Here is an 11,689-nt window from a genome sequence, read left to right on the forward strand (position 1 = left end):
TCGTCCGGCAAGCTTCAGACCCCGACGATTACTTCTTCACCAGCGGGCAGCGCGAGGCTTCCAGCGGCTGAAATGCCTGCTCAGCGGGGACTGTTGCGATTAGCTTGTAGTCATCCCAGCGCCCCTTGGATTCCGAGGGCTTCTTGACCTCGAACAGATACATATCGTGCACCATGCGGCCATCCTCGCGAATCCGGCCATTCTTGGCAAACATGTCGTTGATCGGCGTCTCTTTCATGAGTTTCATGACTGGAGCCGAGTCCGTGGTACCGGCGGCTTTCACAGCCTTGAGATAATGCAGCACCGATGAATAGACACCGGCCTGGGCCGAGGTCGGTACGCGTTTTGTGCGCTCCTGGAAACGCTTGGTGAACGCGCGCGTCTCATCATTGAGATCCCAGTAGAATGCTTCCGCCAGGATCAGGCCCTGTGCAGTATCAAGGCCGACACTATCGATATCGGAGATGAACGCCAACAGCGGCGACAGTTTCTGTCCGCCGCTGCGTGTCAGGCCGAACTCGGCCGCCTGCTTGATCGCGGTGATCGTATCACCGCCGGCATTGGCGAGGCCAACCACCTTGGCCTTGGAGCTCTGCGCCTGCAGCAGGAAGGACGAGAAGTCGGACGTATTCAGCGGATGCTTGACCGAACCCAGCACCTTGCCACCCGCCTTGGTGACGACCGCCGTCGTATCCTTTTCGAGATCCGCGCCGAATGCATAGTCGGCCGACAGGAAGAACCAGGTGTCGAGGCCGTTCTTCACAGTGGCGAGTCCGGTCACATTGGCCTGCGCATAGGTGTCGAACACATAATGCACGGTGTAGGGACCGCAGGCCTCGTTGCTGAGGCGGATCGAGCCCGGGCCGTTGAAGATGATGATCTTGTTGCGTGCGCGCGCGATTTCACTTGCAGCCAGTGCGGTCGCCGATGCCGCCACGTCGATGATTGCCTCGACACCCTGATTGTCGAGCATGTCGCGCGCGATGTTGGCGGACAGATCGGCCTTGTTGAGATGGTCGGCGGCAATGATCTCGATCTTGCGGCCCAGCACTTCACCACCGAAATCTTCCGCGGCCATCTTGGCTGCGGTCTCGCTGCCGACACCGGTGATGTCCGCATACAGGCCCGACATGTCGAGAATGGCGCCCAGCTTCAACGGCTTGGTCTGCGCCATTGCGCTTGTTGCCGCGAACGCCATTGCTGACGCCAGCAGACCTGTAATGATCTTCTTCAAAAGTCCCTCCCTCAAAACGTGCCGCAGCTTTTTGCGCGGTATTCGTTTTTGTTATCGCGATCATGCCGCAATGGAACAACAGCGGCAAGCGGCGGTGCAGCCAAGAATAGCTGCAATGACATCAAGGTTTTCCGCAAAGCGGAATGGATTGCTGGCTATGATAGACGAGAGGTTGACCGGAGCCCGCAAGGTGGCGTGATGCGTGCCGCATCTGCAAGATATGACGTGTCGCATGCCGCAACACTGTTGCTGGCAGCGATCGCCATTTCGACATCCGTGCAATCTGCGTCCGCCGCCGGCTGTATGTTCACCGCTCAGGGCGAAGGCCGCGTCGCCGACGTCATTGATGTCAGAACATTGCGTCTGAGCGACGGCAACGAGATCCGTCTGGCGGGGATCGAACCGATAGCTGACTCGTCGAAGTCGACGAACGACCTCTCCGCATTGATTGCCGGCCGCGATGTCACCTTGCACGGCGAGAGCGACATGCCGGATCGCTACGGGCGGCAACCGGCTTTTGTCTTTGCCGATCCCGCTGCGCCCTCGCTGCAAGCCCAACTTCTGGCGCAGGGCGCCGCCGTCGCCTCTGGCACGATTTCCGACACAGCCTGCGCGACGGAACTTGCCGCCGCCGAAAGCTCGGCCCGCCGACTGAAGCGCGGAATCTGGGCTCAAACCAATGTCATAAAAAACGCGGAAAGTCCCGGCGATATCTTGGCCGATGTAGGGCGTTTCGGGCTGGTGGAGGGACGGGTCCTGTCGGTTCGTCAGGCCGGTACGGTGACCTACGTCAATTTCGGGCGTCGCTGGACTCAGGACTTTGCGGTGACTATTTCAAGGCGCATGATGACAGCCTTCGAGGCGGCAGGAATCACGCTTAAGTCCCTTGAAAGACGACATATTCGCGTTCGAGGATGGATCGAGAGGCGCGGCGGGCCGCGGATCGAGGCGCTCGGAGTGGGGCAGATCGAGGTGGTCGGGGACAATTAGACCGCTTGGACGAACAGGCTGCTTAGGCAGAGAGTGGACGACGTGACGGGTGTGGGACGGCAAACCAGCTTGAGCCGCCGCCTTTGGGCTGCGCCTGTTGTGCTGTGCGCCACGCTCACTTTATCGGCCTGCGGCGATGTCAGCCGGTTCGAGGCCGCCTCGTCAGTCAAGCCGACAATGCCGGCCAAGCCGCCGAAGCCTGCCGTGGTACAGACCCCGGCCGCCGAGAAAGAACACGAGCGCATCCTCGCATCCTATGGCGGCGCCTACGACGACCCGCGGCTGGAGTCACTGATCACCAAGACCGTCGATCGGCTGGTCGCGGCCTCTGAGCGACCGGACTTGGCCTACAAGGTCACGATCCTCAATTCCGGCGCCGTGAATGCATTCGCGCTGCCGACCGGACAGCTCTATGTCACGCGCGGGTTGATCGCGCTGGCCAGCGATACATCGGAGATTTCATCGGTGCTGTCGCACGAGATGGCGCATGTGCTCGCCAAGCACGCGTCTATCCGCGAGGAACAGGCACGGCAGGCGTCGATCGTCACACGCGTCGTGACCGACATGGGCAGCGATCCCGATCTCACCGCACTGGCACTCGCCAAGTCCAAACTGACAATGGCGAGCTTCTCGCGCGCGCAGGAATTCGAAGCCGACGGCATTGGTGTCGGCATCTCGGCCCGCGCAAAATTCGATCCCTATGGCGCATCGCGCTTTCTCGCGGCGATGGAACGTAACGCCGCGCTGAAGGCCAGCCGTACGCCGCTCGATCCCCGCGCGCAGGACTTCCTGTCGTCCCATCCGGCAACGCCGGAGCGCGTGCAGAACGCACAGGCCAATGCGCGGCAATATTCCTCGCCTGATGGCGGCGAGCGCGACCGCGAGACCTATCTCTCGGCGATCGATGGCATCGTTTACGGCGAGGACCCGAGCGAGGGTTTCGTGCGCGGCCGGCGCTTCCTGCATCCCAAGCTCGGCTTCACCTTCCAGGCGCCGGAAGCCTTTTCCCTCGACAATACAGCGCAGGCGGTGATTGGCGTGCGCGAAGGCGGCAATCAGGCCATGCGCTTCGACGTGGTGCGCGTACCGTCCGAACAGACGCTGAGTGACTACCTGAATTCCGGCTGGATGGAAAATGTCGACAAGGCTACCACGGAAGAGCTGACCATCAATGGCTTCCCGGCAGCGTCGGCTATCGCGCGCGGCGACCAGTGGCAATTTCGCGTCTACGCATTGCGCTTTGGCAGCGACGTCTATCGCTTCATTTTCGCTGCCAAGCAGAAGAGCACCGAAAGCGAGCGCAATGCCCGCGAGACCGTGAATTCGTTTCGGCGCCTGACGCTGGCTGAGATTCAGGCCGCCCGTCCGCTGCGCATCAAGGTGATTACGGTGCAGCCCGGAGACACCGTGGAGTCACTATCGCATCGCATGAACGGCGTCGATCGTCCGCTGGAGCGCTTCCGCGTGTTGAACGGGCTCGAGAACAATGCCAGCGTGAAAGCCCGCGACCGCGTCAAGATCGTGGTGGATTGAGATCCACCCAGCTACTGCTCAATCGACAACAAAAAAGCCCGGCCTCTCGGCCGGGCTTTTCATATTCAGCTCGCGAGACGCTGCTTATGCAGCCTCATCCGCGGCGGCGACATCATCGTCACCATCACTGTCGGCATCATCAGCACCGGCTTCGGCACCTGCCTCAGCCTTGGCGCCGCGGCGCGGGCTCTTGGCGAGCTGCCCTTCGATCTCCTTGACCGCTTCGGTCTCGGTGACGTGCTGAACCACAGCGATTTCACGCGACAGACGATCGAGGGCTGCTTCATACAGCTGACGTTCGCTGTAGGACTGCTCGGGCTGCGAGTCGGAACGGAACAGATCGCGCACCACTTCGGCGATGGCAACGATATCGCCCGAATTGATCTTCGCTTCATATTCCTGCGCACGGCGCGACCACATGGTGCGCTTGATGCGGGCACGGCCCTTCAGCGTCTCCAGCGCGCGCTTGACCAGCGCCGGCTCGGACAGTTTACGCATGCCGACATTCGCGACCTTCGCGGTCGGAACGCGCAGGGTCATCTTGTCCTTCATGAAATTGATCACGAAGAGTTCAAGCCGGGCACCTGCAATTTCCTGTTCCTCGATGGCGAGGATCTGGCCAACACCGTGCGCCGGATAGACCACGAATTCGTTGGTCTTGAAGCCCTGACGCTGGGTCAGCGGCTTCTTCGGCTCTTCGACGCGCGGGGCCGCAGCGGGGGCCGGCTTGGCGGCCACGGGCTTCGCAACAACCTTGGCGACTTCCTTCGGCGCAGCAGCCTTCACAGCGGGCGCAGCGACCGGGGCCTTGGCCACAGGAGCCTTCGCAGCCGTCTTCGGCGCAGCAGGCTTGGCAGCAGGGGTCTTCGAAGCAGCAGCCTTCGGAGCAGGCTTGGCAGTCTTATTTGGCATTGCACTTCTTTTATTTTTGGAGGACTTTTCAGCCGCAGCCTTCGCGGCGGTCCGGGTGTCCTTGACAGGGGCCCGGGCACGGCCTTTGGTGACAGAATTCTTCGCAGCAGGACCCTTCACAACGCGGCTGGCCGCAGTTGTCTTCTTCAAAGTCTTAGGATCCAAGACTTTCGAAGAGGACGCCTTCTTCGAAGCAGCAGCCTTGGAAACACTCTTTTTACGCGTTTTCTGTGACACAGCCTGCGCGTGGAGACCGCCACGCCCCTGTTTGATGTTTTAAACGGGAACCTGGCAGGGCCAAATCGAGCGGCACCACACGGTCCAGCTTCTTGAATTGTGCCTATTATAGCACATTTCCCGCAAAAATCAATGATTTATGCCCCGTTGCAACCGTTCGGCGGCCGCTGACAGGTCATAATCAGGGGTAGGGTAAATTTCACGTGGCGCCGGTAACCGGCAAAGAAAATGAGTCGCTTAGTCGCCGGTACCGGGTGCAGCCGAGAAATATTTCTCGAATTTGCCTTCCTGGCCGTCGAATTCCTTGGCGTCGTCCGGCGCTTCTTTTTTCTGAGTGATGTTCGGCCACGTCTTGGCGTGCTCCAGATTGATCTGCAGCCACTTCTCGATGCCACCTTCGGTGTCCGGCTTGATCGCGTCAGCGGGACATTCCGGCTCGCACACGCCGCAATCGATGCATTCGTCCGGATGGATGACCAGCATGTTTTCACCCTCGTAGAAGCAGTCCACGGGACACACTTCGACGCAGTCGGTGTATTTACATTTGATGCAATTGTCGGTGACGACGTAAGTCATCCAGAACTCCGGAAACGATCGATATTCAGTGTTTGCGTAGCGCACCCACCCCGCTGCCGCAAGTGATGCGGCCGGCATAGGTCTGGGCATTTCGACCAAGGGAAAAACCTGCCACGAAACCATCATTGGACGCGGTATATGGCCTAGATAGTTACTCCGGGAGGTGTTGCAAATCGGTATAGAGCACGCGCGCCGCAGTCGCATCGCCGCGCCTTTCCGAGAAACCCTCGACCTTCATCACCCGTACGGTGCGATCCAGCGCCACCGTGAGGACATCGCCGATCTTCACACCATGGCCTGGCGACTTCTCGCGCTCGCCATTGATGCGGACCTTGCCGCCTTCCACCAGCGCAGCAGCACTGGTGCGGGCCTTGACCACCCGCGCGTGCCACAGCCATTTATCGAGACGCTGGCGCTCCAATCGACACACCACCATAATGGCGGCGCGGAGCCGCCTTGCATGACCTGCATCAATCCTTGCGGCCGCTGAGCTGTTCCTTGAGCGCGGCGAGTTTCGCGAAGGGGGAGTTCGGATCGATCGGACGGTCCCGTTCGCGCGGTGCCGCCGATGTGGCGAACGGACGGGTTGCCCCACCACGATCACTGCCACGGCCCTCACGACCCTTGTCGCCGCCCTTGAAGGGGCCTTTGCCCTTGCCCTGGAAGCGTTCGCGCTCACGCGGCGGACGGCCACCATCGCCCGGCTTGCTGTCCCGGTTACCGCGATTGCCACGGTTGTCGCGGTTCGGCGCACCTTCGGCAGAGGCCGCGGCGGCCGGCGCGTCGCTGCGCGGACGGCGGAACTCGTTGTTATTGTTGCGGTCGCGGCGGCCCTGGCCACCCCGATCGTTACCGCCGCGGTCATGCCGCTCGCGCTGCGCGCCATCGGCTGCAGCGCCTTCCGCGGGCGCCGACTGCGACGCGCCCTGCGGGGCGTTGCTGTTGCGATGGTGGCGGTTGCGATCGTGGCGCGGCGGACGACGCTCTTCCGAACGACCACCCGGACGCCAGACCTCGACCAGTTCGGGCTCGGCAGCGACGGCTGGAGCCGCAGCGGCTTCGCCCTCGGCAGGCGCAGCAGCATCCGCCACTGCAGCGGTTTCGGTCCCGGTCTCGGCAATGGCCGCAGCGGGCTCTGGCTGCGCGTCGACGGAAGCCGTCTCTTCGACAGGCGCAGCTTCCGGCGCGGTGCTGGGCACCAGCGCGACTTCCGGCAACAGCGATGCCGACGATACGGCGGCGACTTCTTCAACCGGAGCTGCATCAGCAGTTGCATCGGCGGCTGTCTCCGCCGGCGCGGTCTCAGCCGCTTCAGCGGCAGCCTCGACCGCAATGACATTGTCCTCACCGGGCTTGTCAGACTCGGCAAGTCCCACCAAGGCATCGGGCTGATCGGCCGTCTTGTCTTCAGTCTTGTCCTCAACCTTGGGCTCGATCGGCGTCGTCGCAGCGACCGGCTTCGGCGGCGCCGGCGGCAATGGCGCCTTCTTCTCCATGCGATAGCCCAGGGCACGCAGGATCGAGGCGAAATCCTCGCCGGCGGAACCGGTGAGCGAGGTCATCGCCTGCGTCACCACGAAGTGGCGGCCGTCGAAGGCACCGGCGGGCTTGTCGCCCGGCGATGCTTCGCGCCAGGCCAGCGCAGGACGGATCAGATCGGCAAGGCGTTCGAGAATATCGACGCGCACCGCGCGCTCGCCGCACTGGCGATAGCCGAGCACGCGATAGGCATCGCGATCGAGCAGCTTGTCGACCGGGAAGGACGTGCGGCCGGAACCTGCGAGATGCTGCGCATTGGACAGCGCCGACATGTCGACATTGTCCTGCTTCTGCGCCCACAGCAGCGAGGCCAGCGAACGCGCCGCAGGCTTCAGCAGAGCGGGGATATAGATGTGATAGGCGCCGAAGCGCACGCCGTATTTCCGCAACACGGCACGCGACGGCTGATCGAGATCCTTCATCTCGGTCGCGATCTTCTGCCGCTCCAGCACGCCGAGCGCTTCGGTGAGCTGGAAAGCGATACCGCGTGCGATGCCGGTAATGTCTTCGGCCTTGGTCAGATCGAACAGCGGCCCGAGCAGCTTCTCGATATGCGTCTTCAGCCAGAGATCGAGGCGGGCCTGAACCGCATCGCGCGGCGCGCCGGAGAGGCGCTCGTCGGCGATGATGCGGAGACGGGGATGCAGCACGTCATCGGCCGCGACCAGACGGGCCACGGCATCGCCGGTCCAGCGCATGGTGCCGTCGGAGGCGAGCACGAACTGATCGTCCGGCGCGTTGCCGAGTTTCTCGGCGCGCGCGTCGATCTCGCCGGCCAGCGCCTTCAGCGCCGTCGCCTGCAAGGCCTTCGCATCCGAGCCAGCCTCGGCCGCATCGGGCAAAAATGTAAATCCGTCGAGACGGCCAATCACATGGCCCTCTACGATCACTTCGCCCGTCTTACCAATTTCAGTATTCAGCATCGTGTTTTCCCGCAAGCGGCGCATCAATACACTGGTACGACGATCAACGAAACGCTCAGTGAGCCTTTCATGAAGGGCATCTGACAGTTTATTTTCCAATTCGCGCGAAATTCCCTGCCAATGATCAGGATCTGAGAGCCAATCAGGCCGATTTGCCACGAATGTCCAGGTCCGGATTTGCGCGATTCGGCCCGATAACGTGTCGATATCGCCATCGGTTCGATCCGCTTGCGCGATTTGAGTGCCAAACCAGGCATCGGGGATGCGTCCGCGCTTCATCAGAAAGTCGAAGATGGTGACTACCAGCTCTGCGTGTGCGGCAGGCGCGATGCGGCGATAATCGGGGATCTGGCAGGCATCCCACAATTTCTCGACGGCGGCCTTGCCCTGCGCCATCTCGCGCACATCGATGTCACGGACGGCATGATCGAGCACGCGCAGGTCTTCGGCGATCGGCGCACGGGTCAGCGCCTCGTGGCGCGGCGTTTCAGCCAATGACACCTGCAGCGACGCGATCGATGAGAAATCCAGCTTCGAATTGCGCCACTGCAGCACCTTCACCGGCTCGAAGATGTGGTTCTGCAGCTGATTGACCAATTCAGACTCGAACGGCTCGCAGCGGCCCGTGGTGCCGAAGGTACCGTTGCGCGTGGCACGGCCGGCGCGGCCGGCGATCTGTGCGAATTCCGACGGTGTCAGGCGACGGAATTGATAGCCGTCATATTTGCGGTCACTCGCGAATGCCACGTGATCGACGTCGAGATTGAGGCCCATTCCGACCGCGTCGGTTGCCACCAGGTAGTCAACGTCACCATTCTGGAACATCGCGACCTGCGCGTTGCGGGTGCGCGGCGACAGTGAGCCCAGCACCACCGCAGCACCGCCATGCTGGCGCTTGATCAGTTCGGCAATCGCATAAACTTCATCGGCGGAAAACGCGACAATCGCCGTCCTGCGCGGCTGCCGCGTGATCTTGCGATCACCTGCAAATTCCAGATGCGACAGACGCGGCCGCGTCACGATGCTGGCGCCGGGGAGCAAACGTTCGATGATCGGTCGCATGGTGGCGGCGCCGAGCAGCAGCGTCTCGTCGCGGCCGCGGCGATGCAGGATGCGATCGGTAAAGACGTGGCCGCGCTCCAGATCTGCGGCGATCTGGATCTCATCGACGGCCAGAAACGACACGTCGAGATCCCGCGGCATCGCCTCGACGGTGGAGACCCAGTAGCGCGGCTTCGCCGGCTTGATCTTCTCCTCGCCGGTGATCAGCGCCACGGCTTCGGGGCCGACGCGGTCGACGATCTTGTTATAGACCTCACGCGCGAGGAGGCGCAGCGGGAGGCCGATGATCCCCGACGAATGCGCGAGCATGCGCTCGATGGCGAGATGGGTCTTGCCGGTATTGGTGGGGCCGAGCACCGCGGTAACGCCGGCGCCGGGAGCCCTGCCGTTCGACAGCGTGGGCGAGGAAGAGAAAAAGGCCATGTTTTTCAGATATTTCCGCGTCGCCGCCGGTCAAGACGGACACAGGCTGCGACGCTTCAGAGCCGCGTGTTTGGATGGTCTGGAACGAGTCCGGAACGAAAGCGGCCCGAATCGGTGACTCGGCACCTCCATGGCCGCATCACCCCAACATCTCGCGCTGACATTCTCCGGGACTGACTAGATCAAGTTTGTGACAGCGCAACAAGGGCCGACAAATCCCTCAAGTTATGAACAGCGCACGGACTCCGATGGCGTTTCGAGTCAAGCCGGAATCCTGCACAAATCCTGCGGCATGTTTGCGACGATGCTGCGATGGCGCACTTTGTCTTGGTCTTGCGACTTTCCTGCGGCAGCGCCAGCGCCACCCGTCGATGCGCCAATTTCGGCTCAGTTCGTCCTGGCCACGGCCTTCGGCGGCGCGGCTGACGTGACGAATTCGGTGGCTTCCAGCATGGCGACGCCGAGCGGGGTCGGGATCGTCATGCGATACGGCACCAGCACGCGGGTTCCGGCGATCGGCACCAGGGTCACTTCGATATTGCGCTGGGCGGCAATATATTTGATGGCGGCGCGGTCGGGCACATAGCCGGCGATCGGCGTGAAATAGACGGCGCAGACGATCGCGGGACCACGATAGCCCTTCTCGGCCTTCACGCTTTCCATGCGCTTGTAGTCGAGCTTGAGATCGTAGCGCATGCGGCCGTCGAAGATCGACGTGCCGGTGCGGCAACTATCCGGCGTCATCAACTCTCCGGTGCCGGGCACGCGCAGCAGCGAGCCGGTCATCGGATCGATCACATTGCGCCGATGCGCATCGGTGATCGCGATCTTCTCGGGATCGAGCGGCGGCTCCGGCTCGATGGAGAACTCCTTCACATAGCCCGGCGTGATCAGCATCTTGATCGTCTCGGACTTCTTCGCGGAGGTGGTGGTGGCGCTATAGGTCGACGGCACCAGGGCGCCCGCGACCACGCGGCCGGTGGACTGGCCGGAGCCCGAGCCGCCGGAAAACGCCTTCAGCAGGCCGGCAGTGCCGCCACTGGCCGTCGCGGAATACTGGTCTTCATTGATGTCGATGGACCAGACACCCTTGCCGACCGCGATGCCGGCGAGGCTGGCTTCATATTTGGCTTCCAGCTTGCCGCCGGGCGCCACCGCCTGCGCGGGCGCCAGAACCGGAGCCTGGGCCTGGCTTTGCGCCTGTGCGGAGGCCTGACCGGTCAAAACCGGCAGCATCAGGCCCGCGGCAACGGCGAACCCCGCGCCCAAGCGCACCTCAAAAAGCCACGCAAATCTCGGTCTTGCAGGCGCGGCCGCCCGCGGAGCCGTCACCGGTCGGGTCACAAAGCGGGGCGTGTGAAGGCTCACTTCTTGATATCACCTGGTCGGCGATCCCGGGCTCAAGGCGCAGGGCCGCATCGCTTCATTGGGATGGAGGGACCTGTTTCCGGCCCGAATACGTCGTTTATATGATGGGAACCGCGTTGAATTCCATGTGGTTTCCGCGCGTAGGACGGGTTATACAGCGGCCCAAACAGGGGTCTTTGCCGGTTTTGCCGCGACTTTAGCTGGCCGGATATCTTGACGGCCGTGGCCAAGCCCCCTATACGTCCGCCACTCCTGAAATGGACGTGATTTTGAACCCCTGCCCGGCTTTGGGCTCTTCGCCTTTTAGCTGCGGGGATGACAGAGGATTTTCGCCATGTCTCGGCGCTGTGAACTGACACTGAAGGGCCCCCAGGTGGGCCACAAGGTGAGCCACTCGAACATCAAGACCAAGCGCCGGTTTCTGCCGAACCTGGTCAATGTGACCTTCCTGTCGGACGTGCTCGGCCGCGGCGTGCGCCTGCGCGTATCGGCCAATGCCGTGAAGTCGGTCGACCACCGCGGTGGCTTCGATGCCTATCTGATCAAGGCCCGCGAGAGCGAGCTGTCGCAGAAGGCCGTGCTGCTCAAGCGCGCCATCGAAAAGAAGAAGGCCGAGACCGCAGCAGTCGCGGCCTGAGCCCTTCGATCAGACTTTAAGTTTTCAAATACAAAACGGCCGGATCGCGAGATCCGGCCGTTTTGTTTTTCAGAATGCGATCACGCAGATCTATGAGACGCGCATGTAGCTGCGCCCGTCGTCAAAGGTTTCTGCTTCACCCAAACGAGTGAGCGATCTCAAAACGTCCTCAACGTCGCCCTTAACTTGATCTCGGTCCCGAAACTGAGATGCAATCTGAATTGCAGTCATCGGACGCTTGCTGCGAGACAGCAA

General features: G+C 62.2%; 9 protein-coding genes. 3 read left to right on the forward strand and 6 right to left on the reverse strand.

What is annotated here, in order from left to right; translation table 11 throughout:
• Positions 1 to 28: 28 nt before the first annotated feature.
• Complete coding sequence (locus tag ACEK02_RS18410) at positions 29 to 1,198, reverse strand: ABC transporter substrate-binding protein (protein ID WP_371423025.1); 1,170 nt, start codon at positions 1,196 to 1,198, stop codon at positions 29 to 31.
• A 261-nt stretch (positions 1,199 to 1,459) separates the two neighbouring features.
• On the opposite strand from ACEK02_RS18410, the gene ACEK02_RS18415 reads away from it, so the two are divergent.
• Both ACEK02_RS18415 and ACEK02_RS18420 read left to right on the forward strand, forming a co-directional pair.
• The gene (locus ACEK02_RS18415; protein ID WP_371423018.1) at positions 1,460 to 2,224 is read left to right on the forward strand and encodes a thermonuclease family protein; all 765 of its coding nucleotides are present in this window, start codon (positions 1,460 to 1,462) and stop codon (positions 2,222 to 2,224) included.
• A gap of 69 nt (positions 2,225 to 2,293) precedes the next feature.
• On the forward strand, positions 2,294 to 3,757 hold the full coding sequence (locus ACEK02_RS18420; protein ID WP_371423019.1) for a M48 family metalloprotease: 1,464 nt from the start codon (positions 2,294 to 2,296) through the stop codon (positions 3,755 to 3,757).
• Between the two features lie 84 nt (positions 3,758 to 3,841).
• Here ACEK02_RS18420 and ACEK02_RS18425 read toward each other — a convergent pair whose 3' ends face one another.
• The 5 genes from ACEK02_RS18425 to ACEK02_RS18445 all read right to left on the reverse strand — a co-directional run bounded on the left by ACEK02_RS18425 (position 3,842) and on the right by ACEK02_RS18445 (position 10,704).
• Positions 3,842 to 4,906, reverse strand: coding sequence for a CarD family transcriptional regulator (locus tag ACEK02_RS18425; protein ID WP_371423020.1), 1,065 nt, complete (start codon positions 4,904 to 4,906; stop codon positions 3,842 to 3,844).
• Positions 4,907 to 5,143: 237 nt separating this feature from the next.
• On the reverse strand, positions 5,144 to 5,482 hold the full coding sequence (gene fdxA / locus ACEK02_RS18430; RefSeq protein WP_371423026.1) for a ferredoxin FdxA: 339 nt from the start codon (positions 5,480 to 5,482) through the stop codon (positions 5,144 to 5,146).
• 151 nt (positions 5,483 to 5,633) lie between these two features.
• Positions 5,634 to 5,903, reverse strand: a complete 270-nt coding sequence (locus tag ACEK02_RS18435; RefSeq protein WP_089267756.1) for an RNA-binding S4 domain-containing protein — start codon at positions 5,901 to 5,903, stop codon at positions 5,634 to 5,636.
• Between the two features lie 49 nt (positions 5,904 to 5,952).
• A complete protein-coding gene (locus ACEK02_RS18440) occupies positions 5,953 to 9,429 on the reverse strand; it encodes a helicase-related protein (RefSeq protein ID WP_371423021.1) in 3,477 nt (1,158 codons plus the stop codon).
• A 387-nt stretch (positions 9,430 to 9,816) separates the two neighbouring features.
• The gene (locus ACEK02_RS18445) at positions 9,817 to 10,704 is read right to left on the reverse strand and encodes a DUF3108 domain-containing protein (protein ID WP_371423022.1); all 888 of its coding nucleotides are present in this window, start codon (positions 10,702 to 10,704) and stop codon (positions 9,817 to 9,819) included.
• A 427-nt stretch (positions 10,705 to 11,131) separates the two neighbouring features.
• Between ACEK02_RS18445 and rpmB the strand changes: the two genes are divergently transcribed.
• Entirely contained in the window at positions 11,132 to 11,434 is a 303-nt protein-coding gene (gene rpmB / locus ACEK02_RS18450) for a 50S ribosomal protein L28 (protein ID WP_089267758.1), read from the forward strand.
• Positions 11,435 to 11,689 lie beyond the last annotated feature (255 nt).

The sequence above is a fragment of the Tardiphaga sp. genome, from assembly GCF_041424195.1.
Taxonomy (GTDB): domain Bacteria; phylum Pseudomonadota; class Alphaproteobacteria; order Rhizobiales; family Xanthobacteraceae; genus Tardiphaga.

Bases quoted from the DNA above. Each gene is read 5' to 3' on its own strand.
- ACEK02_RS18410 (WP_371423025.1), bottom strand. From the start codon at position 1,198: ATGGCGTTCGCGGCAACAAGCGCAATGGCGCAGACCAAGCCGTTGAAG.
- fdxA (WP_371423026.1), bottom strand. From the start codon at position 5,482: ATGACTTACGTCGTCACCGACAATTGCATCAAATGTAAATACACCGAC.
- ACEK02_RS18440 (WP_371423021.1), bottom strand. From the start codon at position 9,429: ATGGCCTTTTTCTCTTCCTCGCCCACGCTGTCGAACGGCAGGGCTCCC.
- rpmB (WP_089267758.1), top strand. From the start codon at position 11,132: ATGTCTCGGCGCTGTGAACTGACACTGAAGGGCCCCCAGGTGGGCCAC.